This window comes from Streptomyces sp. NPDC059874, assembly GCF_042731135.1.
GTDB lineage: Bacteria > Actinomycetota > Actinomycetes > Streptomycetales > Streptomycetaceae > Streptomyces.
On record NZ_JBHWJY010000025.1, the window covers coordinates 74,881 to 93,182 of the forward strand.

Consider the following 18,302-nt stretch of genomic DNA (forward strand, 5'->3'; position numbering starts at 1 on the left):
CACCTCCGGATGATCAGTCCACCCCGAGATCCTGCTTGTAGTCGGCGATGGCGAGCACGGCTGCGGAGGTGGTCTCCTGCTCCGGCTCTTGCAGTTCAATGCGCGCACGGCGCCGATCGCCTTCGGTCACCAGGAGATTTCCGAGGGCGGAGTACAGGGTCTGGGCCATCTGTGCCGAGCGCTTGGACGTCTTCTTGTAGTGCGAGAAGTCATCCATCAGCGCCCAGGCGTAGGCCCAGTCGGATTGCTGGTAGAAGTCGCTCTGACCGGACTTCCGCAGCGAGTCGTAAAGCTTCTTCGCCGCCTCATGCCAGTCGGGGTCAGCGCGCGGAATGGATACCGCTCGCATCTGCCCGCGCTTGGTCTCCTGCTCGTCCGACCCCTTACGCGACCGGGGGCGCGCGAGGTCAGATTCACGGTTCGGGATGGGGCCTCGAACGCCCACGGTCACCTCCTTTCGTCACAGGACGCTGAGAGCGTCCCGCAGTGAATCGCCGAGGAGTGCGCCAGTGAAGCGACTGATCTCCTCGCCATCCCGCTCGATGACGACGGTCGGGGTACTCGACACGCCGTAGGAGGTGGCCTTGGCCAGGCCGCCTTGAGTATCGACAAAGACCGTCTCCGGCTCAATCCCGCGCTCGGCAAGCTCGCCCTTCAGGAGCGGACCGAATGAGCGGCAGGGCCGGCAGAACGGAGACGTGAAGTAGAGGACGTTCACACCGCGCCTCCCGTCAGGAAGTGCGCGGCGAGCCAAGCCAGGAACGCGACCAGCGCGAACCGGCGAGCTCGAAGCAGGCCGCGGGGCTGCGCGCCCTTCGCGGTGTACTCGACGTCGCGCCGAGTGCCAAAGATCCGCCAGACCTGCTCGGAGAGCGTGTCTCCCGGCTGCTTGCGGTAGAGGGCGATGCCCTCGATCACGACGAAGGCCCCAGCCCAGGCGGCCCATGCGTACTCGAACGGGGTCAACGCTCACCTCCTTGAAGTTCATCGGGCGTTACAACGCGCGGCCCGGTATGCGCGGCTGGGCGAGTTGGTTGTGTCAGTGCTGCCAGCATCACTGACAGTGGGTCGGGCAGGACTCGAACCTGCGACCTGCGGGATTTCACTCCGCCGCTCTTCCAACTGAGCTACCGACCCTCTCGGGCCCCTGGTGGTGAGCCAGGGGCCGGCGCCTCGCCCGAGCGAGAGGAGGACTCGGGGGCGCTCGCACTCAACAGGCGGGGGAGGAGCCTGGAGCGCGGGTCTCAGAGCAGGCCGGGGTGCTGCTCGGTGCGTCGGAACTTCCTCTCGATCGCACGTCGCTTGACGGCGTAGGCCGCCGCACCTTCCCGGCTGCTCTTCTGCTTGTGGTGCCAGGAGCACAGCGATCTCAGGTTCGAGAGGCTGTGGTCATCTCCTGGCATGATGTGGTCCACGTCGGATGCGGTCGAGTCGCAGCGTCCACCCGCTTCTGTCAGCGCGGTGCACTGCCCTCCGTCTCGCCGCAAGACCTTGAGCCGGATCTTGGGCCAGTCCTTCGGTAGGCGGGAACGCCTGTCGGACCCTTCCCAGTTCGGCATCGTTACCCCCGACGTGAAAGTGAACCCCCGGTGACGTCCTACCTGAAGAGGTAGCTGCTCGAAGCTGCCAACCCGGGGGAGTCTTGTACTTGCGAAGTTCGTAAGGAGCTCTGGTCAGCGAGGCCCGCCAGGGCCTCCAGCCTGCTACTTCTACTTACGAACTTGCCCTTCTACTTACAAGGATCGAAACCGAAGGCTGCTTGTTGCAGGCTCCTTCATGTGACCGTAGTCACACTTACACAAGTGGCCTTCGAGGCTGGGCCGCCTGGCGGCGGCCACAGAGCTTGAGGCGACGGCGAAGGGGTTGCAGGGGGCGAAGCCGCGGGGGCGCCCCAGGGGCGCCACAGAGCAAGGCCGCTCACGCCCTGGGGGCGCTGCCGCGCCCCGGTAATCCAGTGCTGGCTGTCGGTCCTACGCCCTACGCTGGGGGCCATGAGCAACGACCCTGACCTCACCTTCGCCCTCCAGATCGCTGGTGCCGAGCTGGCCGAGACGCCCCCGCCTGCCGATTCCCCGCTCGGGAAGCTGCGTCTCTTCGCCGTCGCCAATCCGGGGATCGAGCTGACTGCTGGCCACGTTCGCCAGGCCCTCGCCGGCACTCTGGGGCTCTCCTCCGATCGACCTTGAAACCGTGGCGCGATCTTGGCCGGTATGACTTGGCGGTCCTCTTGCCGGCGCTCCGGGGGTCACCCCCCCACCCCTCTCAGGCCCGTGCTACCCTCGCGCGCCCCTCTGCGCGCCTTCCTTCTGGCGCGGTCGCAAGAGCCATGGATGACCGGGCCGGCCAGACCATGCGGGAAGGGGCCGGCCGAGCCGAGAGCGCGCGTCAGACAGCCACCCAAGGGCCCCGAACACCCTCTGACCAGCGCGACTTGACGGAAGCTGTGCAAGTGGGGCAGAGTTCTGTCTGTCGCCACACCGGGACGCACTGCAAGCCGCAAGGCAGGCAGGACGGAACGGCAAGCGACACTTGCACAACGGGCCCAACTCCTGTAGAGTCGAGCTCAGCAAGGCAGGCAAGCGAGTGAGTGACCGGGGTACCGATGCACCCGGGAACGTACTGCGACCGGTGGTAAACGGCTCATCCGCAGCAAGCCAAGCCAAGCAAGCGCAAGTTGCATAGCCCGAAGCGAGTGTGATACTGTCGCTTCAGCAACACAGCAGGACCGCACGACGAGACTTCGGCACGTGGCCCATCGGCCCCCCGCTTGCGGGGACGACGCAACCTTCGGGTGTGGTGGGTAGCAGAGCAAAGCATGGCGCTCGGGAAGCGCAGCCGTAGAGGGGGACGACCCTCCTTTCAGATCGGCCGGCAGCCCCAAGTTCCCAGCGGAACCTCTTGGGTACAGCCGCCATCGGAATCCTGTCTGAGGCGCAGTCCCTGGCATCGAGAGCGGGCGTCCAATCTCAAAGCCAGGGGTGTCGGGCAGGGGAGTAGGTGTCGGTCGAGGCCAACCCTCTCTTCGCAACGAGGGCCGGAAACGGAACGGACGGGAAACCGGACGGGAAACGAAAGGCGCGAGCCGAGAGAGGGTTGGCCCAGGAACGCACTACCTGACCGAAACAGTGCAGTAAGGCCCGACCCGCAAGGGTCGGGGGGAGTCGCAAGACTTCCGCAAAGCGCACGTCCGCTCTTCGCCGCGACAGTGTGCAAGTGTGACAAGGTGAAACCCGCCCCCTTCGGGGGGCGTGGTCCGACCAGGTGGTTCCTGGTCGCTGATGAGCCAGCCTGCTCAAACCCTGAGGAGTAGTCATGAGCGTTTCCCTTGCCAAGACCCCCGAGTCCATCGTCGCCGGCCAGTTGCAGGCCGCCCAGAACCGGGCTCTCAGGAAGAACGGCCTGGTCGCCCTTCAGTGGGAGTTCGCCGACCGGATCGCCGATGCCCACGAGAAGGCGATCGAGGCCAAGGCGGAGGTGCTGAGCAAGTGAAGGCTCTGACTGGCCTCCTGGTGGGCCTGGTGATCGGTGCGGGCACTGCGTGGGGGCTCACCGCCCCTGCGCAGGCCCCGACCTCCGAGTCCGATGTGGTGACCGCCTACAACGACGGCTGGTTGGACGGCACGGACGACGTCTGCTGGGAGTCGGGCGACAAGTACGCCTGCTACTGGGTGATGAGGGCGGAGGGCATTCCGCTCCCCCCTGATGCTGCCGCAGTGCTTGGGAACTGAAGGCGAAACCGCGGGGCCCGCAAGGGTCCCCCGGTCCGGCCGGCTTGGGTAGCCCGCCGCTGATGAGCCAGCCTGCTCTGCCGAGGAGACCAAGATGCCGTACACCGTGCGTTGGACCGAAGTCAGCTCTCACGAGCGGGAGCTGAGCGATGAGGAGATGGCGAGGATCAAGGGAGTCACGGTGGCTGCACTCGCCGAGATGACCGAAGACGACGTCTGGGATGGATTGGACGACCAGCTCGCCGAGCTCGGTGACGACGACGGCTTCGATGGCCTGGTGCGGGAGATCGACGAGGTCACTGAGCACTGACCAAGGCGAAACGCCCTTCGGGGTGTCCGGCCGGCTTGGGTAGCCGGTCGCTGATGAGCCAGCCTGCTCAACCATCGGAGTTGATGATGACGACGTACATGCACCCCGCCTCCTGGTCCGAGTACACCGTCGCCCTTGACTGGGCGAGGAACGGTAGTGAGCGGATCGCCGAAGCGACCAGCAAGCCCGAGGAGATGCCGCGCGGAGCAAGGTACTACCTGACCAGCGACTTTCAGTCCGGTTTCGGGGTGTCCCAGGACGGCACGCTGATCGGCCTGTTCAGCACGGTCAAGGGGCGCGGTGAAGACCTGGTCTGGGACGCGGTGAACCACAAGGGCGCGAGCCGGCTCGACTGCTTCGACGGATTCCTGCCCGAGTTCTACAAGCGGTTCGGGTTCGTAGAGACCGAGCGGGTTCCGAACTGGACCGCGGGTGAGCCCGACGTGGTGTTCATGGCAGTCAGTGTGCAAGCTGCGCAAGTGTGATACTGTCACTGCATCAAGGTGAAACGCCCTTCGGGGTGTCTGGCCGGGTGGTTCCCGGTCACTGATGAGCCAGCCAGAGCAAGTCGTGAACAACGAAGCCGAGAGGCACAACATGACGCAGGAAGAGCCGACTCAAGCCTTACTCGATGCACGGCGCAACCGTGAGGACAGTACGGGGGAGCCCGGTCACTTCAGGAGGGCAGCCGGCGTCGAGTCGGCATGACCTCGCCGCACCTCCCCCTCTCCGTGACCACCTTCGGGAGAGGTGCGGCACACACAAGGCGAAACACCCTTCGGGGTGTCCGGTCGAGGTGGTTCTCGATCGCTGACGATGCCAGCCTGCACGAGCACGGGAGTGAGCCATGGAGCTGGACAGGGAGACCCTGGAGAAGGCGGCGCGCGAAGCGCTGGAGCAGCCCAGCAACGCCGCGTTCTACGACGACCGACTGTTCACCACGCACGGCGCGGTGTTCCACTGGGCCGACTACGGCGACGACCTCCTGGAGGAGTCGAACTACCTGACCGCCCTCGGCCTGATCAAGGGCGCGGCCGGCGACCACGACGAGCATGTCATCGACGGCACGTCGAGGCACTGGGCCTGTGGCTCCCTCCGGACGATCTACGTTCAGGTCTACGAGACCTACGAGGACGAGGAGTGCGAGTGCGAGCCCACCTGGGAGCATGAGGACGACTGCGAGCGCGACGAGGACAGCACGTACTGCCAGCTCTACTGCGCGATCGAGTGCGACGGGGAGGAGTGCCTGCCCGAGCAGGAGGAGTTCACCGCCGCGTTCATCGAAGCGACCAAGCTGGCCCTGTCCCTTCAGGACTACCCGATCCTCGACGAGTCGGACTACAGCGAGCGTGAGTGGGAGGCGTTCGAGGCGGCCCTGAAGGAGGCCGTCGAGCACGCCCAGCGCGAGCACACCATGGTTGACACCTGCGCGGATGACGAGGCCATCGCGCAGCGCTTCTACGAGGACGAGTCGACGACTCACCGAAGCCAGTGGTGCCGGCCCGACGACGTCAACTGGGACGTGGTGGCCGAGGAGTACGAGACCACGCGGGACGAGTACTTCCTGGAGAAGGCGACCGAGGTCTACCGGTGGAACGTGCTCGGCTACAACCCCGACCAACTGGAACTGTTCGTCGTGGCCTGACTGTGCAAGTGTGACCAGCCGAAACCCCTTCGGGGGTCGGGGTGGGGCGGCGCCCACCTCCTGACGATGGCAGCCAACAACGTGGAGGCGGACTCAACATGCAGACCATTCAGGAGAAGGTGCGCGGCCTGCTTCAGACGGTGCGCGAGGTCGACGAGTGGCGCGAGGAGTACGACCCCGCCACCCCCGAGTGGCACACCCTGTGCGACCTGAGCGACAGAGTCGCAGGTCTGATTTACAGCCTGCCGATGGAGCTGATCCCCGAGGAGGAAATTCGCGAGGTGATCGGCGACGGATCGGGGACGCAGGAAATCCTCGACATCCTCGCCAGCCTGCTGACCAAGGAGGGCGAGTGAGCCGCGAGTTGTGGAAGTTCTTTCTGAAGAAGTACCGCAAGGGCAACGGGGCCTGGTGGGCCCTGTCGTACACCTGGCTCCACTGGCAGTTCCTGCGACAGAAGCGGGAGGAGCGGTAAGGCGAAACCCCTTCGGGGGTCGGCGAGGGATGGCAGCCCACGCCCTGATGAGCCAGGCCAAACAGCGAGGAGCACGACAGTGACCCCGAAGTTCCGTGACCACGACCTGAACATCCGCGACTCGAAGCGCAAGGACAGGGCCGTCACCCTCGCCCGCCGAGAGGTTCGCCGGAACAAGTACGAGGACTCGCCGGCCGTCACTCGCATCACCGCGGGTGCCTGATGACTGAGATCGACGAGCGCTTCGAGCGTTGGACCGCACGGCTCCGCGAGATCCTGGCGAAGCCGCACGGGGACGAGCAGCAGGCCGCGTTCGATCGGGCCATCAACGAGATGTGGGACGAGGACGACTCGCTGGTCGTCCACTGGGACAACTGCATCGACGGGTGCTGCCCCACTGGCGAGCTCCTGCTGAGCCGCCTGGTGCACCCGCAGGTCCACGCCCACCGGATGATCACCATCTTCCCTGAGTTCATCGAATCGTCCCGGACTCACCGGGCCGTCGTCGCAGAGGACACCGACCAGTGATCATGCAGAGCATCATGACCAAGCTCACCGACGAGAACGTCCAGGACATCGTCGACACCGCCTCCCAGGGGGGCATCACCTACTGGGCTACGCAGCCGAACGACGAGGAGTTCGCCGGCCTGCCCGCGGGCAAGGAGTACACCATCATCGAGGGGACGGCACCGCATCCGATCTTCCCCTTCGATGACGTGCGCGAGGTCGACTCTGTGAACTACCTGAGCAAGGACGATGTCCGGCTGGCCTTCGCCAGACTGCTCGACCCCGGCCAGGAGTACGTGAATCGGGCGATCCATGGCTACGTCCTGGACGCCTGGCGGAACAGGGACGACCGCGGCATCGACACCGGTCACATCGACGCCGACGCGGCTGACGCGATCATCCAGATCGCTTGCTTCGACGAGGTTCGTTACGGCTGAAGCTGTGCAACCTGCGCAGGTAGTGCTACTGTAACCAACAGGAAGGCGAAACCCCCTCGGGGGTCGGTTGGAGTGGATCTCCGGCCCTGAAGAGCCAACCGACTGTGAAGGTGTAGCAGATGAGCAACGAGCCCGAGTTCGAGATCAAGTTCGCGGACACCACGTTCTACCTCCGGATCTTGACGGCGGAGCGCAAGACGTACGGCGGGGGGTGGCGCGGGGAGAAGGTCACCGAGGAGATCAGTGGCCGCGTGCAGATCAGCACCGACCCCGACTGGAAGGGCGACACCGACTTTGGGTTCGTCAAGGTGCGCGGCCGGAAGTACGGGATCGAGCACACCATGACTCGCCTTGCGGAGGACGAGTATGACCGCCGCTTGAGCGTTCACCTGGAAGGCAGTCGCATTTCGCAGTGGACGAGCTTGTCGCGCTACAGCGGCGGCTACCGCAACGACCAGGGTCAGAGCGTGAAGTACGAGGCGAAGGCGTACAACTCCCTCTTCGAGATCGAGAAGGACGTCCTGACCCAGTTCGAGAAGGACAACCCGGACTGGCAGCGGGTCAGCATTCGGCGGCTCTTCGAGTACGAGCGTGACCGCAAGGCCGGCGAGGCCCGGCAGTTGCGCTTGGAGGCGGACGAGAACGACGTCAAGGCGGCCGAGTGGCAGAAGCGCATCGACCGGCTCGGCGCCTGACCGTCGCACCCAAGGCGAAACCATCGAAAGGTGGTCGACCGAAGTGGATCTTCGGCCCTGACGAGCCAACCATGTGTGAAAGTGGGACTGAAGCGTGATACGTGAGGACTTTGCCGCAGCCGGAGGTTGCAGCACAGGGAAGAGGCTCGCCCGCATCGAGGGCCGCATCGTGGGAGTCGAGCGAGAGACGGCCGCGGTGGCCACTGCGCGAGCGGCAGGCTTCGAGCGCCTGCATGCCGACGTCCGCAGCCAGGAGGTTCGCGGGTACGGGTGGGGCGACCTCGACGGGTACACCGCCGGCCCGCCCTGCCAGACCTTCAGCACCACGGGAAACGGCGCCGGTCGTGCCGCCCTGGACCACCTCGTGAAGGCCGCGGAGTTGGTCGCGAAGGGGTACCTGCCCGAGGAGGCCATCGCCCTCGTGCACGACGAGACCCTCGACGAGCGCAGCATCCTGGTTTTGGAGCCCCTGCTCGTGATCGCCCGGCACCGTCCCCAGTGGATCCTCCTGGAGCAGGTGCCCACCGTCCGCCCGATCTGGGAGGCGTTCGCCGCGATCCTTGCCGAGCGGTGGGGCTACCACGTTGCGACCGACGTACTGAGTGCCGAGCAGTTCGGTGTACCGCAGACGCGGAAGCGCGCGATCCTCGCGGCCCACCTGGAGCAACCGGTGAAGCTGCCGGCTCCGACCCACAGTCGGTACTACTCGCAGGACCCGGACCGCCTCGACGACGGGGTCCACAAGTGGGTCAGTCAGGCCGAAGCCCTGACCAGCGCCGGACTCCCCGTGCGAGGCGAGTACGTGCGCAGCAACTACGGCACGGGCGGTGACGCCTCCAAGCGCGGGGTACGCCTCGCGGTGCGGCCCGCGTTCGCCGTGACCGGCAAGGTCGGGCGCAACAAGTGGCGCATCGGAGATCAGGAGATCGGCCGAGTGACCGCCCAAGAGGCCGGCGTTCTCCAGACCTTCCCCGCCGACCACCCCTGGCAGGGGACCGCGGCAGAGCAGGACCAGCAGGTCGGCAACGCCGTCCCGCCCCTGCTCTCGGCCGCCGTCCTGACTGAACTGACCAAGTAGAGCGAAGGAGCACGCAGAAATGGGACGCATGAAGGACATCGCGATCGACCTGATGAGCTTCGAGGCGGGTGAGCTGGAGATCGACGAGGTCGTCGAGTTGTTCGCCGTCCTGATCGGAAGCGGCCTGGTTTGGACCCTTCAGGGTCACTACGGTCGCGTGGCCCAGGCCCTGATCGACCAGGGGATCGTCAACGAGGTGGGCGACGTGCTGGAGGAGCTGATCCCGGCATGAACAAGCTGCCCCGCCAGTTGGCCGCCCGCATCGACGAGGCCCTGGCCAAAGACATCGCGACGCTGGCCCCTACCGGCCTGAGCTACAGCGACATCGTCAAGCGCAGCGTCGCCCTCTTCGCCGAGGTCTACCAGGTGGCCGTCGCGAACAGGGTGGCCGCTCCCGACGAGATCCCGACCCTGATTGCGTATCAGTACCAGCTCCCACCGCTGCCTCAGCCGCCCCGAACAGGCGCCCTCCGACTTCCCCCGCTGAAGGGCTGATCGTGAATCACATCGAACGCTTCGACCTCGGCCGGCAGGGCATCGTCTTCGCCCATTCTGGATGGAGGGACGCCCGGCTGACCGACCGCGTATGGGTGAAGACCTACCCGAACGGCTGGGAGCGCCGAGTGCGCATGAGAGCAGACGGGCGAGCCGTGTATGCCCGCTGGATCAGACCAACGTAAGGCGAAACCCGCCCCTTCGGGGGTGCGGTCCATCGGGCTGGCATCCCGATGCTGATGAGCCTGCCATCCGAGAGGAGCACGACAGTGGAGAAGCGGTACCGCCTGGGCAAGTCCGAGGTCAGCGGTCTCGGCAAGCTGTACGTGAGCGGAGGGGACGCGCTGAAGCGCGAGGAGATCGGCCTGACGAACTCGGAGTACGCGGTCTTCGCGAAGCTGGGCTGGTTCGGCCTCGCCCGGCGCGAGGAGGGGCTGAGGTGGTCGATCACCGACCAGGGCATCGCGTTCATTGAGGGTCGCACCCGCGTCCAGTCGGTTGCCGTCACTCAGAACCGCGAGTTCGTCGGCCTGGAGGGCGAGTTCGTCAAGGCTGGCGACCTGAACCAGGACTTTCACTACGAGACCGCGGGGGTCTGAGTGGCACGGGACCGAGATGGTTGGGAGTACACCGAGGACGGCCCCCGCTGGGCGCCGACCACATCGGTAGCCCTGGCTGGCATGACGTACGACCTCTACGGCCACGACCTCCAGGACAAGGAGGCCGAGCTGATGGACCTGGTGCGAGCCGTCCAGCGTGACGCCGCCCAGAAGCTGAGCGAGGCAGGCCACGAGGAAGCGGCCCGCCTGATCTTCCCCTACTACCCCGAGGAGACTGACAGTGAGTGACCAGCGAGTGCAGATCGGCACGGTGTCCGTGGACTCCGGCACGATCATGATCGGTGATCCCTGCTACACGGTCACGGGCGATGCGAGCCACCACATCAAGACGTGGTCCGACTGGTGCGACCGGTCGCCGTTCGGCGAGAAGCCGTATGACGTGACCGAACCCGCGGGGCCCGGCATCGCCCTGTCCATCCCGACCCTCTGGGGTGATGGTGGCTACCCCGTCTACGCCGAGATCCAGAACGGGCGGATCGCCAGAGTGACCGTCGATTTCGACCCCGAGTACGACGAGGAGGAGGACGAGTGAGCGAGCCCGTACCCGGCACCGGCCGCAAGAGTCCGGCCGCACTGCGAACCAAGGCCAAGTCCAAGAACGGTGACAGCGTGAGCGCGGGCAGTCGCGTCGTGGAGGGCCGCTACGCCGACGAGGGCGACAAGGGCCACTGGATTCGGCGCCTGGTTCGGCGCCGTGAACGGCGACTGTGGAAGAAGGAGGCGGGGGAGTGACCGACCTGATCGTGGGACTGGCGGGCTACGCCCGCAGCGGGAAGGACGAGGCGGCCAACGCCCTGATCGAGAGGGGCTGGAGGCAGGCAGCCTTCGCCGACAAGCTGCGCGAGTTCCTGTACGCGGTGAACCCCCTGATCCCTGGCAAGTACGGCGCCGGGAACCTGCGCCTGCGGACGCTGGTCGATGCGACTGGCTGGGAGTACGCCAAGGTGACGTATCCGGAGGTGCGGGCCCTGCTCCAGCGCACCGGGACGGATGCCGGCCGGAAGGTGCTCGGCTCGGAGGTCTGGGTGGAAGCTCTGCTCGCCTCGCACATCGACGCGGCCGGCCTGGTCGTGACTGACGTGCGCTTCCCCAACGAGGCGCAGGCCATTGCCGACCGCGGGGGAGTGGTGATCCGATTGGAGAGGCCCGGGGTCGGCCCAACGAAGGACAAGTACGGCCGAGTGCACGTAAGCGAGACCGCTCTCGACGACTGGCCCTTCGACCACGTCCTGGTGAACGACGGCACGGTGGAGGAGCTGCACGCCAAGCTCCACGGAGTCGCGGAACTTGTGCAACCTGCGCTGGTGTGACACTGTGACCATCAGAACGATCCGGGAACTCGACGAACTGCCTGACGGTACGGAGATCGAGATTCAGGACAAGCGGGATACACCCCTGTTCAAGCGGGGCGGCGACTGGTGCAGCCCAAGCAAGGTGGCGACACAGAACATGATCGCCTACGTCAACGTCCGCCGGTGGGGCGTGCGAGTCATCGAGAAGGGGAGCGAGAAGTGAGCGAGACCGGAAGACTGAAGGGGCTGGTCATGCGGTACGCGGAGGCGTCCGACAGGCGTGAGGCCGGGAGTGGGCCTCTCCTTGGGGAGCTGGTCGCCCCACTGGCCTGAGTGTGCAAGTGAAGCCGAAACCTCCGGAGGGGGGTCGTCGGGGGGTGTCGCCCCCGGCCTGAGGATGGCAGACGAGAGGAGGCCGGCAGTGAGATACCTGAAGGTCGAGATCGAAGGCAAGTACATCGGCACCGACAGCACCCTCTACAGCCCGCTCGACGAAGGCGCCGACTACAGCGAAGAGGAGCTGGTGGCGATGGCGCAGGACATGGTCAACCAGGAGTACGCCTGGGGCCATGAGGTCGTGGAGGAGGGCCAGGTCCCCGCGGGCGAGCGCCAGTGAGGATCACCCCAAGGGCGCACGAGATCAAGAGGGTGGTCGACATCCTCGAAGACCCCACCTTCGACAGTCCTGAGCAGCTCGCCAAGGCTGTGATCAAGGAAGTTGGGGACATGCTCCAGATGCGGGACCTGTTTGTCATGGTCCACACGTGGGCGGACGGCACCAAGGGCCTGAACTTCGGCCCCTTCGGCGCCGTCGCTGAAGCGGAGAGCTTCGCCAAGAAGATGAGCGTCGGGGGCACCGGCCGAGTCGTGCCCCTGACATCCTCCGGCATTGCCCTGGCCAACGCCGAGGGCAAGGAGAACTGGCCCGGCTACTGCTACGCAGAGGGCTGCGGGCATGCGCCGTGGAGTCACGCGGTCGACGGGGCGAGCCGCGGCAAGTGCCACCTCTCGACGTGCAACTGTAACAAGTTCGTGAAGGACGACCCGGCCGCCAAGAAGGCCAAGAAGACCACCGCCAAGCGCGGTGCAGCGAAGGGAGTAAACGAGCTGTGACGAACTGGAAGCAGTGCGAGTGCGGCGTGAAGCGGGATTTCATGAGCCGCTCCAACGCCGAGAAGGCGCTCGGTAAGGCGCAGGCCAAGCGAGGCCGGCGAGGTGACGCGCAGGGCACCAGGCGCGGGCTGAGGATCGAGCACCGCGTCTACTCCTGCGAGTTCGGCGGGTTCCACCTCACCGCAGAGTCCCGCAGCTCCTACGAGGCCCGGGTGGCCGCGTGATGAACGGGTGGGACTGGATCGAGGAAGGCCAGCGCGTCAAGGAGCAGGCCCGCGGGATCGCCAGCCTGACCGAGGACATCCGAAGCGAGTCGATCGTCTTCGAGACTGCTCGCGACTGCCCCGCGAGTGAGCCCCTGGCGTCGCCGACCAGGCGCGCACGCCCCTGCCGCGAAGACGGGTTCTGCGACGCGGCGTATGCCGAGAACAGCAGGGGCGGCGAGGCCCGGCAGATCGTCGCGCTGATCGCCAAAGCGGCTGGCGTCGAGCTCAGCACCAACCCCTTGGACGGGAACGTCTGGAGCCCTCGCAACATGATGCGGGTGGTCGAGGGGGTCCAGCGCATGGCCGGCGAGATCGAAGCGCTCCGCAAGGAGCGGCACGACCTGAAGAACAACGGAACCAAGACGGTGGCCGCGCTGCGCGAGGCCCTGATACACGCCGGGGAGGCTGTGTAAGTGACGCTGAACATCGGACCCCTTGAGCCGGTCAACGAGGACGACATTCTGATCGTCTACGGGTTTCATCAGGCTCGCGCCTACCCCGAGTTCAACCGGGACAAGGTCTTCACACTGCACGGAGTCGCCGCCTTCGCCCAGCTCCGCGGCAGGCGACCCAAGAGGGTCTTCCACACCGGCCTCGGCCTGAGTCGGGAGGCTGGCCGACTCCGCGAAGAACTCGCGCGGCTGGAGGCGCTGCACGGCACCACGGTGCACCACGTCAACGAGCTCCACATGTACGACGAGGTCGCCAGTGAGGCGTAACGACACCCCCGTCATCGTGACGTTCATGCTCGCCATCTTCATCCTCGGGCTGCTCAGCGGCTCCCTGATCACCGACCACGCCTGGGCTCGCCAGGTCAACGAGACCCGGGAGGTCTGCACTCCATGACCAAGCTCAATTACCGCTCCGACGTGACGGTGCAGGCGTTCCGCACCAGCGCCATGGACTACGACGTCACCGCGGCGGCCCGAGTCTCCACCATCGGAGGCGACAGCCTTGACGCTGACCGCCCGACCGAGGGCCTGATCAACTACCTGGTGCGGGACCGGCACGGCAGCCCGTTCGAGCACACGTCGTTCACCTTCTACATCGAGGCGCCGATCTTCGTGGCCCGCGAGTTCATGCGCCACCGCGCCGGCTGGTCCTACAACGAGGAGTCGGGCCGCTACAAGGAACTCGCCCCCACGTTCTACGTGCCAGCGCGAGAGCGGGCGCTGATACAGGAGGGCAAGCCGGGGGCGTACGAGTTCCGTAACGGGAGCGACGCCCACTTCGCCCGGATGGCAACGAACATGCTCGCCGCCTACTCCGAGGCTTACGAGTGCTACGAGGACATGCTGAAGGCCGGCATTGCCCGCGAGGTGGCCCGCATGGTCCTGCCGGTCGGCATCTTCACCTCCTTCTACGCCACCTGCAACGCCCGCTCCCTGATGCACTTCCTGTCCCTTCGGACGAGGAATGAGGCGAGCACCTTCCCGAGCTTTCCGCAGCGCGAGATCGAGCTGGTCGCCGAGAAGATGGAGCAGCACTTCGCCGGGTGCATGCCCATCACCCACGCTGCGTTCGAGAAGCACGGGCGGGTGGCGCCGTGAGCCAGAGCCCCATCGTGAGCGTCGAGTGGCGCAGGACCGGGTGGACACCAGCCGAGCGGGAACGCCTCGCCCGAATCCTTCTCGGACCGGTGGTAAAGAAGGACTGACGTAGGTACAGTTACACACACGGCGATACGCCCCCCGAGCCTGCTGGCCGGGGGGCTTCGTGCGTTCTGATACGTGAGCCCAGGGGGGACACATGCGAACCAAGACACTTCCCCGTCAGACCAAGACCCTGCGAATCGCCATCTACCTACGCGTTTCCACATCCGGACAGCTCGACGGCTACGGCCTGGATGTGCAAGACGAGCGATGCCGAGCATGGATCGACTACCAGTTCAAGGGCGTGCCGCACACCATTGTGGACGTTTACCGCGACGAGGGAGTGTCCGGCAAACTTGCACACCGCGACGATCTGGATCGCATGACTGCCGACATTGATGCCGGCCTGATCGACGTCGTCGTCTTCGCCAAGCTGGACCGCATCGGCCGAACCATGCGCAACATCCACCGCTGGGTCTACGACGTGACCGACATCGTGCTGGACGAGGTCACAGGCCGGAAGGTGCGCATCGCCACCGCCGATGGGCGGATCGACTCCAACGACGACATGTTCGGCATCCAGCTCTCTCTTCTGGCGTACATGGCCGAGGTCGAGCACGCGCTGATCCTGGAGCGCACCCTGGGCGGCCGGATCAAGAAGGTCTCCGGGGGAGGCTGGGCCAGCGGCGCCCCGCCCTTCGGCTACATGCTCGACGAGGAAGGCGAGCCCATCGTCAACCCCGACGAGCAGAAGGTGATCGTCAAGGCCGCCGAGCTGATGATCGACCAGAAGCTGAGCCGAGGCGAGGCCGCCAAGGAGCTGAACGAGCTGAAGTACCGGACCCGCACCGGAAAGCTCTGGGAAGGCAACAACCTGGTCCTCCGCCTGCGCGTGGCTGTCCGCGGTTACGTGGACTTCAGCTTCTCCGGCATGAACGAGGACGGTGAGGAGATCACCACCTCGTACCGCATCGACCTCCCCGAGCTCATGCCCGAAGACCGGCGCAAGGCCCTGGAGGCGGCCCTCGACGACATGAAGGGCACCCCTCGGACCACCTACAGCAACCACTTGCTCTCCGGCCACCTGGTGAGCGCGTGCGGCCACAGTCGGTACGGCTCGGCCCGCCACCAGCACGGCGACGTGATCTACCGGTGCTCGAACGCGGCCACCGCCGAAGAGGGACACACCTGCAAGCAGATCCCCGGCGAGGAGACGGAGAAGGTGGTCTGGGACGAGGTCGCGAAGCTCCTGACCGACCCCGAGGCCATCAAGGGGCTGATCGACGAATGGCTGGGCAGCGTTCCCGAGCGAGCAGAGTCCTACCGGGACCGCTTGCTGGAGATCGACGGCAAGCTACACAAGCTGCGGAACACCCGCCGCAAGAAGATCGCCATGCTGGTCGCCTCGCTCGACGAGGACGACGAGGAGGACGCGAAGCTGATCACTGAGCTCAAGGAAGAGATCGCCACCAAGGAGAAGGAGCTCCGCGAGGAGCAGGAGCGCATCGCCGAATGGCTGGAGGACGCCGAGCACAAGGAGGGGCGAGCCGAGAGCATGCGCGCGCTGATCGACCGTGTCGGCGCCAACGTCCACGATCTTGACCGAGCCGACAAGAAGCGGATCTTGGAGCTGCTCCAGGTCCGGGTCGACATCGTCGGCGAGAGCAAGTCCGGTCGGGCCGGTGGAAGCAAGGACCCGATGCTGGAGTGGCACCGAGGTAACGGGGTCAAGATCCCGTTCACCGTCTCCGACGAGCAGTGGGGGCGAGTCGAGAGCATCCTGGCAGGAGGACGGAAGCCCAAGCCGGAGGACCGCCCATGCTTCGAGATGCTGCTGGAGAAGCTGCGCCACGACAAGGGGTGGCATGACTACGACCGCGACGAGCGTATGGGCGGGAAGGGCTGGGGCTTCTTCTACCGCCTCGGTCGCCGCTGGTTCTCGGAGGGCATGTATGCGGGTGCGCTGGAAATGATGGGCCCGTACGAAGGAACCGCAGCTCCTGACGGATACACTCTGCCTCCCATGAAAATTTCCGGTGTGATTGACGTTTCGGCGGAGGATGTTGTGAAATCTGAAACGCACGGGCGAACTACTTCCACGAAGGGCATCACCGCCCTGAATGCAGAGCAGGCCGAGCGAGTCGCCGCGTGAGCGCTCGCCCACAGGAGGCTGCACAGATGAACGGCTCCGGGAACGGCAACGGAAAGCTGCACGGAGCGGTGGTGGCGGTGGCCGGGGCCGGCGGGCCCGCCGGCCGCGCCACCCTGCTCCGCCTCGCCGAGGCGGGCGCGATCGTCGTCGCCTCCGACGCGGATCCGGCGCGGCTGGCGGAGGCCGTCGACGCGGCCCGCTACGCACACGGCGGCGCCACGATCACCGGCGACACCGTGGACCTGCTCGACCTGGAGGCCACGAAGGCCTGGGCCGAGCAGACCGAGAAGGAGTTCGGCCGGATCGACGGCCTGGTCCACCTCGTCGGAGGCTGGCGCGGCAGCAAGACCTTCACCGACGTCGACCTCGCGGACTGGGACTTCCTGGAGAAGCTCCTCATCCGCACCGTCCAGCACACCTCGCTCGCCTTCCACGACGGGCTGCTGCGCAGCGAGCGCGGCCGCTACGTGCTGGTCAGTCAGTCCGGCGCGCACAAGCCGGTCGCCAACAACGCCGCGTACAACGCGGGCAAGGCGGCGGCCGAGGCGTGGACCCTCGCCATGGCCGACTCCTTCCGCAAGGCCGGGGGAGACGAGGGCCCCGGAGCGGCGGCTGCGATCCTGGTGATCAAGGCACTGGTGCACGACGCGATGCGCGCCGAGCGTCCCAATGCGAAGTTCGCGGGCTTCACCGACGTGAAGGAGCTGGCCGAGGCCATCGCCGGCGTCTGGGAGCGGCCCGCAATCGATGTGAACGGACAGCGTCTGTGGCTCACTCCGCAACCGTGAGAACCGATACCGGGAAGACCGACGCCCGCCGCCACCACGATCCCGCGGTACGCGGTTTCGCGAGCGACAACTACGCCGGGGTGCACCCGGAGGTCCTGGCCGCCGTCGCGCTCGCCAACGGCGGCCACCAGGTCTCCTACGGCGACGACGAGTACACCGAACACCTGCAGAGGATCTTCCGCAGCCACTTCGGGCCGTACGCGGAGGCCTTCCCCGTCTTCAACGGCACCGGCGCGAACGTGACGGCCCTGCAGGCCCTCACCGACCGCTGGGGCGCCGTGATCTGCGCCGAGACGGCGCACATCAACGTCGACGAGGGCGGCGCGCCGGAGCGGATGGCGGGCCTCAAGCTGCTCACGGTCCCCACTCCGGACGGCAAGCTCACCCCCGAGCTGATCGACCGGCAGGCCTGGGGCTGGGAGGACGAGCACCGTGCCATGCCGCAGGTCGTGTCGATCACCCAGAACACCGAGCTCGGCACGGTCTACACGGTCGACGAGATCCGTGCGATCTGCGAGCACGCGCACGCCAAGGGCATGAAGGTGCACCTCGACGGTGCCCGGATAGCCAACGCCGCGGCCTCGCTCGACGTGCCGATGCGCGCCTTCACCAACGCGGTCGGCGTCGACGTGCTGTCGTACGGCGGCACGAAGAACGGCATGATGTTCGGCGAGGCCGTGGTGGTGCTGAACCCGGACTCGGTCCGGCAGATGAAGCACATCCGCAAGATGTCGATGCAGCTGGCGTCCAAGATGCGGTTCGTGTCGGTGCAGCTGGAGGCCCTGCTCGCCAAGGACCTGTGGCTGCGCAACGCCCGGCACGCCAATGCGATGGCGCAGCGGCTGGCGGCGGGCGTCCGCGAGACCGACGGCGTGGAGATCCTCTATCCGGTGCAGGCGAACGGTGTGTTCGCGCGGCTGCCGCACGAGGTGTCGCTGCGACTGCAGAAGCGTTTCCGCTTCTACTTCTGGGACGAGAGCGCCGGCGATGTCCGCTGGATGTGCAGTTACGACACGCAGGAAGAGGACGTCGACGCCTTCCTCCAGGCGCTGAAGGAAGAGATGGCTCGATAGAGTCGAATGCTGCATAGCTATGCCCCCGACCGTAAA

Annotated in this window: 34 protein-coding genes, 1 tRNA gene and 8 other RNA genes; 38 read left to right on the forward strand and 5 right to left on the reverse strand. The window is 66.2% G+C overall.

All coding sequences use genetic code 11. The features are described 5' to 3' along the window. Positions 1-13 precede the first annotated feature (13 nt). From ACFV9H_RS16940 to ACFV9H_RS16960, 5 genes are all read right to left on the reverse strand, one after another. Positions 14-445, reverse strand: coding sequence for a hypothetical protein (locus ACFV9H_RS16940; protein WP_385398487.1), 432 nt, complete (start codon positions 443-445; stop codon positions 14-16). A gap of 15 nt (positions 446-460) precedes the next feature. Then, positions 461-718, reverse strand: a complete 258-nt coding sequence (locus ACFV9H_RS16945; RefSeq protein WP_385398489.1) for a thioredoxin family protein — start codon at positions 716-718, stop codon at positions 461-463. Beyond that, a complete protein-coding gene (locus ACFV9H_RS16950; protein ID WP_385398491.1) occupies positions 715-966 on the reverse strand; it encodes a hypothetical protein in 252 nt (83 codons plus the stop codon). Before ACFV9H_RS16950 ends, ACFV9H_RS16945 begins: the two co-directional genes overlap by 4 nt. Positions 967-1,064: 98 nt before the next feature. Continuing rightward, a tRNA-Phe gene (locus tag ACFV9H_RS16955) sits at positions 1,065-1,137 on the reverse strand. A 107-nt stretch (positions 1,138-1,244) separates the two neighbouring features. After that, the gene (locus ACFV9H_RS16960; protein WP_385398493.1) at positions 1,245-1,403 is read right to left on the reverse strand and encodes a hypothetical protein; all 159 of its coding nucleotides are present in this window, start codon (positions 1,401-1,403) and stop codon (positions 1,245-1,247) included. A 588-nt stretch (positions 1,404-1,991) separates the two neighbouring features. Between ACFV9H_RS16960 and ACFV9H_RS16965 the strand changes: the two genes are divergently transcribed. From ACFV9H_RS16965 to ACFV9H_RS17150, 38 genes are all read left to right on the forward strand, one after another. Beyond that, a complete protein-coding gene (locus tag ACFV9H_RS16965; RefSeq protein WP_385398495.1) occupies positions 1,992-2,186 on the forward strand; it encodes a hypothetical protein in 195 nt (64 codons plus the stop codon). A gap of 1,035 nt (positions 2,187-3,221) precedes the next feature. Then, an RNA gene (locus tag ACFV9H_RS16970) (hammerhead ribozyme type II) lies at positions 3,222-3,293 on the forward strand. 19 nt (positions 3,294-3,312) lie between these two features. Further along, positions 3,313-3,489 carry a hypothetical protein gene (locus ACFV9H_RS16975; protein WP_385398497.1) on the forward strand — a complete coding sequence of 59 codons (177 nt, stop codon included), beginning with the start codon at positions 3,313-3,315 and terminating at the stop codon, positions 3,487-3,489. After that, positions 3,486-3,728, forward strand: coding sequence for a hypothetical protein (locus tag ACFV9H_RS16980; RefSeq protein ID WP_385398499.1), 243 nt, complete (start codon positions 3,486-3,488; stop codon positions 3,726-3,728). The genes ACFV9H_RS16975 and ACFV9H_RS16980 overlap by 4 nt, the downstream gene beginning before the upstream one ends. A 94-nt stretch (positions 3,729-3,822) precedes the next feature. After that, complete coding sequence (locus ACFV9H_RS16985) at positions 3,823-4,038, forward strand: hypothetical protein (protein ID WP_385398500.1); 216 nt, start codon at positions 3,823-3,825, stop codon at positions 4,036-4,038. A gap of 3 nt (positions 4,039-4,041) precedes the next feature. Next, positions 4,042-4,106, forward strand: an RNA gene (locus ACFV9H_RS16990) — hammerhead ribozyme type II. Further along, positions 4,092-4,523 carry a hypothetical protein gene (locus tag ACFV9H_RS16995; RefSeq protein WP_385398501.1) on the forward strand — a complete coding sequence of 144 codons (432 nt, stop codon included), beginning with the start codon at positions 4,092-4,094 and terminating at the stop codon, positions 4,521-4,523. Before ACFV9H_RS16990 ends, ACFV9H_RS16995 begins: the two co-directional genes overlap by 15 nt. A 16-nt stretch (positions 4,524-4,539) precedes the next feature. After that, an RNA gene (locus ACFV9H_RS17000) (hammerhead ribozyme type II) lies at positions 4,540-4,602 on the forward strand. Between the two features lie 200 nt (positions 4,603-4,802). Further along, positions 4,803-4,867, forward strand: an RNA gene (locus tag ACFV9H_RS17005) — hammerhead ribozyme type II. An 18-nt stretch (positions 4,868-4,885) separates the two neighbouring features. Next, positions 4,886-5,683: a hypothetical protein gene (locus ACFV9H_RS17010; protein WP_385398503.1), complete on the forward strand. Its 798-nt coding sequence runs from the start codon at positions 4,886-4,888 to the stop codon at positions 5,681-5,683. Between the two features lie 16 nt (positions 5,684-5,699). Further along, positions 5,700-5,762, forward strand: an RNA gene (locus tag ACFV9H_RS17015) — hammerhead ribozyme type II. Positions 5,763-5,781: 19 nt separating this feature from the next. Continuing rightward, positions 5,782-6,039: a hypothetical protein gene (locus ACFV9H_RS17020; protein ID WP_385398505.1), complete on the forward strand. Its 258-nt coding sequence runs from the start codon at positions 5,782-5,784 to the stop codon at positions 6,037-6,039. Continuing rightward, positions 6,036-6,158, forward strand: a complete 123-nt coding sequence (locus ACFV9H_RS17025) for a hypothetical protein (RefSeq protein WP_385398507.1) — start codon at positions 6,036-6,038, stop codon at positions 6,156-6,158. Before ACFV9H_RS17020 ends, ACFV9H_RS17025 begins: the two co-directional genes overlap by 4 nt. Beyond that, an RNA gene (locus tag ACFV9H_RS17030) (hammerhead ribozyme type II) lies at positions 6,158-6,220 on the forward strand. The genes ACFV9H_RS17025 and ACFV9H_RS17030 overlap by 1 nt, the downstream gene beginning before the upstream one ends. A gap of 17 nt (positions 6,221-6,237) precedes the next feature. Then, positions 6,238-6,381 carry a hypothetical protein gene (locus tag ACFV9H_RS17035; protein ID WP_385398508.1) on the forward strand — a complete coding sequence of 48 codons (144 nt, stop codon included), beginning with the start codon at positions 6,238-6,240 and terminating at the stop codon, positions 6,379-6,381. After that, positions 6,381-6,686: a hypothetical protein gene (locus ACFV9H_RS17040; RefSeq protein WP_385398510.1), complete on the forward strand. Its 306-nt coding sequence runs from the start codon at positions 6,381-6,383 to the stop codon at positions 6,684-6,686. Before ACFV9H_RS17035 ends, ACFV9H_RS17040 begins: the two co-directional genes overlap by 1 nt. 14 nt (positions 6,687-6,700) lie before the next feature. After that, positions 6,701-7,102, forward strand: coding sequence for a hypothetical protein (locus tag ACFV9H_RS17045; RefSeq protein WP_385398512.1), 402 nt, complete (start codon positions 6,701-6,703; stop codon positions 7,100-7,102). 119 nt (positions 7,103-7,221) lie between these two features. Continuing rightward, a complete protein-coding gene (locus ACFV9H_RS17050; protein WP_385398514.1) occupies positions 7,222-7,797 on the forward strand; it encodes a hypothetical protein in 576 nt (191 codons plus the stop codon). A 169-nt stretch (positions 7,798-7,966) separates the two neighbouring features. After that, on the forward strand, positions 7,967-8,875 hold the full coding sequence (locus ACFV9H_RS17055) for a DNA cytosine methyltransferase (RefSeq protein WP_385398516.1): 909 nt from the start codon (positions 7,967-7,969) through the stop codon (positions 8,873-8,875). Positions 8,876-8,894: 19 nt separating this feature from the next. After that, positions 8,895-9,107 (forward strand): hypothetical protein, encoded by a 213-nt coding sequence (locus tag ACFV9H_RS17060; protein WP_385398518.1) that lies wholly within the window; start codon positions 8,895-8,897, stop codon positions 9,105-9,107. Next, the gene (locus ACFV9H_RS17065; protein ID WP_385398520.1) at positions 9,104-9,370 is read left to right on the forward strand and encodes a hypothetical protein; all 267 of its coding nucleotides are present in this window, start codon (positions 9,104-9,106) and stop codon (positions 9,368-9,370) included. Before ACFV9H_RS17060 ends, ACFV9H_RS17065 begins: the two co-directional genes overlap by 4 nt. Positions 9,371-9,554: 184 nt before the next feature. Then, positions 9,555-9,624: hammerhead ribozyme type II (locus ACFV9H_RS17070), an RNA gene on the forward strand. Positions 9,625-9,639: 15 nt separating this feature from the next. Beyond that, a complete protein-coding gene (locus ACFV9H_RS17075) occupies positions 9,640-9,969 on the forward strand; it encodes a hypothetical protein (RefSeq protein ID WP_385398522.1) in 330 nt (109 codons plus the stop codon). Between the two features lie 81 nt (positions 9,970-10,050). Beyond that, entirely contained in the window at positions 10,051-10,218 is a 168-nt protein-coding gene (locus ACFV9H_RS17080) for a hypothetical protein (protein WP_385398524.1), read from the forward strand. Then, positions 10,211-10,522 (forward strand): hypothetical protein, encoded by a 312-nt coding sequence (locus ACFV9H_RS17085; RefSeq protein WP_385398526.1) that lies wholly within the window; start codon positions 10,211-10,213, stop codon positions 10,520-10,522. The genes ACFV9H_RS17080 and ACFV9H_RS17085 overlap by 8 nt, the downstream gene beginning before the upstream one ends. Beyond that, positions 10,519-10,722 (forward strand): hypothetical protein, encoded by a 204-nt coding sequence (locus tag ACFV9H_RS17090; protein WP_385398529.1) that lies wholly within the window; start codon positions 10,519-10,521, stop codon positions 10,720-10,722. Before ACFV9H_RS17085 ends, ACFV9H_RS17090 begins: the two co-directional genes overlap by 4 nt. Continuing rightward, a complete protein-coding gene (locus ACFV9H_RS17095) occupies positions 10,719-11,300 on the forward strand; it encodes a hypothetical protein (RefSeq protein ID WP_385398532.1) in 582 nt (193 codons plus the stop codon). Before ACFV9H_RS17090 ends, ACFV9H_RS17095 begins: the two co-directional genes overlap by 4 nt. A gap of 4 nt (positions 11,301-11,304) precedes the next feature. Next, complete coding sequence (locus ACFV9H_RS17100) at positions 11,305-11,505, forward strand: hypothetical protein (RefSeq protein ID WP_385398534.1); 201 nt, start codon at positions 11,305-11,307, stop codon at positions 11,503-11,505. A gap of 122 nt (positions 11,506-11,627) precedes the next feature. Next, positions 11,628-11,692: hammerhead ribozyme type II (locus tag ACFV9H_RS17105), an RNA gene on the forward strand. Positions 11,693-11,703: 11 nt separating this feature from the next. Then, positions 11,704-11,898, forward strand: a complete 195-nt coding sequence (locus tag ACFV9H_RS17110; protein WP_385398537.1) for a hypothetical protein — start codon at positions 11,704-11,706, stop codon at positions 11,896-11,898. Between the two features lie 32 nt (positions 11,899-11,930). Beyond that, entirely contained in the window at positions 11,931-12,395 is a 465-nt protein-coding gene (locus tag ACFV9H_RS17115) for a hypothetical protein (RefSeq protein WP_385398539.1), read from the forward strand. Further along, positions 12,392-12,619, forward strand: coding sequence for a hypothetical protein (locus ACFV9H_RS17120; protein WP_385398541.1), 228 nt, complete (start codon positions 12,392-12,394; stop codon positions 12,617-12,619). Before ACFV9H_RS17115 ends, ACFV9H_RS17120 begins: the two co-directional genes overlap by 4 nt. Continuing rightward, complete coding sequence (locus ACFV9H_RS17125) at positions 12,619-13,074, forward strand: hypothetical protein (protein ID WP_385398543.1); 456 nt, start codon at positions 12,619-12,621, stop codon at positions 13,072-13,074. Before ACFV9H_RS17120 ends, ACFV9H_RS17125 begins: the two co-directional genes overlap by 1 nt. Further along, a complete protein-coding gene (locus tag ACFV9H_RS17130; RefSeq protein ID WP_385398545.1) occupies positions 13,075-13,380 on the forward strand; it encodes a hypothetical protein in 306 nt (101 codons plus the stop codon). Positions 13,381-13,503: 123 nt separating this feature from the next. Continuing rightward, positions 13,504-14,211, forward strand: a complete 708-nt coding sequence (gene thyX, locus ACFV9H_RS17135) for an FAD-dependent thymidylate synthase (RefSeq protein WP_385398548.1) — start codon at positions 13,504-13,506, stop codon at positions 14,209-14,211. Between the two features lie 199 nt (positions 14,212-14,410). Then, complete coding sequence (locus ACFV9H_RS17140; RefSeq protein ID WP_385398551.1) at positions 14,411-16,405, forward strand: recombinase family protein; 1,995 nt, start codon at positions 14,411-14,413, stop codon at positions 16,403-16,405. A gap of 26 nt (positions 16,406-16,431) precedes the next feature. Then, positions 16,432-17,193, forward strand: coding sequence for an SDR family NAD(P)-dependent oxidoreductase (locus tag ACFV9H_RS17145; RefSeq protein WP_385398554.1), 762 nt, complete (start codon positions 16,432-16,434; stop codon positions 17,191-17,193). After that, positions 17,172-18,266, forward strand: a complete 1,095-nt coding sequence (locus tag ACFV9H_RS17150) for a threonine aldolase family protein (protein ID WP_385398557.1) — start codon at positions 17,172-17,174, stop codon at positions 18,264-18,266. The genes ACFV9H_RS17145 and ACFV9H_RS17150 overlap by 22 nt, the downstream gene beginning before the upstream one ends. Positions 18,267-18,302: the final 36 nt, after the last annotated feature.

Bases quoted from the DNA above. Each gene is read 5' to 3' on its own strand.
- ACFV9H_RS17020 (WP_385398505.1), top strand. From the start codon at position 5,782: ATGCAGACCATTCAGGAGAAGGTGCGCGGCCTGCTTCAGACGGTGCGC.
- ACFV9H_RS17140 (WP_385398551.1), top strand. From the start codon at position 14,411: ATGCGAACCAAGACACTTCCCCGTCAGACCAAGACCCTGCGAATCGCC.
- ACFV9H_RS16965 (WP_385398495.1), top strand. From the start codon at position 1,992: ATGAGCAACGACCCTGACCTCACCTTCGCCCTCCAGATCGCTGGTGCC.
- ACFV9H_RS17065 (WP_385398520.1), top strand. From the start codon at position 9,104: ATGAACAAGCTGCCCCGCCAGTTGGCCGCCCGCATCGACGAGGCCCTG.
- ACFV9H_RS17060 (WP_385398518.1), top strand. From the start codon at position 8,895: ATGGGACGCATGAAGGACATCGCGATCGACCTGATGAGCTTCGAGGCG.
- thyX (WP_385398548.1), top strand. From the start codon at position 13,504: ATGACCAAGCTCAATTACCGCTCCGACGTGACGGTGCAGGCGTTCCGC.
- ACFV9H_RS16985 (WP_385398500.1), top strand. From the start codon at position 3,823: ATGCCGTACACCGTGCGTTGGACCGAAGTCAGCTCTCACGAGCGGGAG.
- ACFV9H_RS16960 (WP_385398493.1), bottom strand. From the start codon at position 1,403: ATGCCAGGAGATGACCACAGCCTCTCGAACCTGAGATCGCTGTGCTCC.
- ACFV9H_RS16995 (WP_385398501.1), top strand. From the start codon at position 4,092: ATGAGCCAGCCTGCTCAACCATCGGAGTTGATGATGACGACGTACATG.
- ACFV9H_RS17080 (WP_385398524.1), top strand. From the start codon at position 10,051: ATGACGTACGACCTCTACGGCCACGACCTCCAGGACAAGGAGGCCGAG.
- ACFV9H_RS17125 (WP_385398543.1), top strand. From the start codon at position 12,619: ATGAACGGGTGGGACTGGATCGAGGAAGGCCAGCGCGTCAAGGAGCAG.
- ACFV9H_RS17010 (WP_385398503.1), top strand. From the start codon at position 4,886: ATGGAGCTGGACAGGGAGACCCTGGAGAAGGCGGCGCGCGAAGCGCTG.
- ACFV9H_RS17040 (WP_385398510.1), top strand. From the start codon at position 6,381: ATGACTGAGATCGACGAGCGCTTCGAGCGTTGGACCGCACGGCTCCGC.
- ACFV9H_RS17050 (WP_385398514.1), top strand. From the start codon at position 7,222: ATGAGCAACGAGCCCGAGTTCGAGATCAAGTTCGCGGACACCACGTTC.
- ACFV9H_RS17145 (WP_385398554.1), top strand. From the start codon at position 16,432: ATGAACGGCTCCGGGAACGGCAACGGAAAGCTGCACGGAGCGGTGGTG.
- ACFV9H_RS17045 (WP_385398512.1), top strand. From the start codon at position 6,701: ATGACCAAGCTCACCGACGAGAACGTCCAGGACATCGTCGACACCGCC.
- ACFV9H_RS16975 (WP_385398497.1), top strand. From the start codon at position 3,313: ATGAGCGTTTCCCTTGCCAAGACCCCCGAGTCCATCGTCGCCGGCCAG.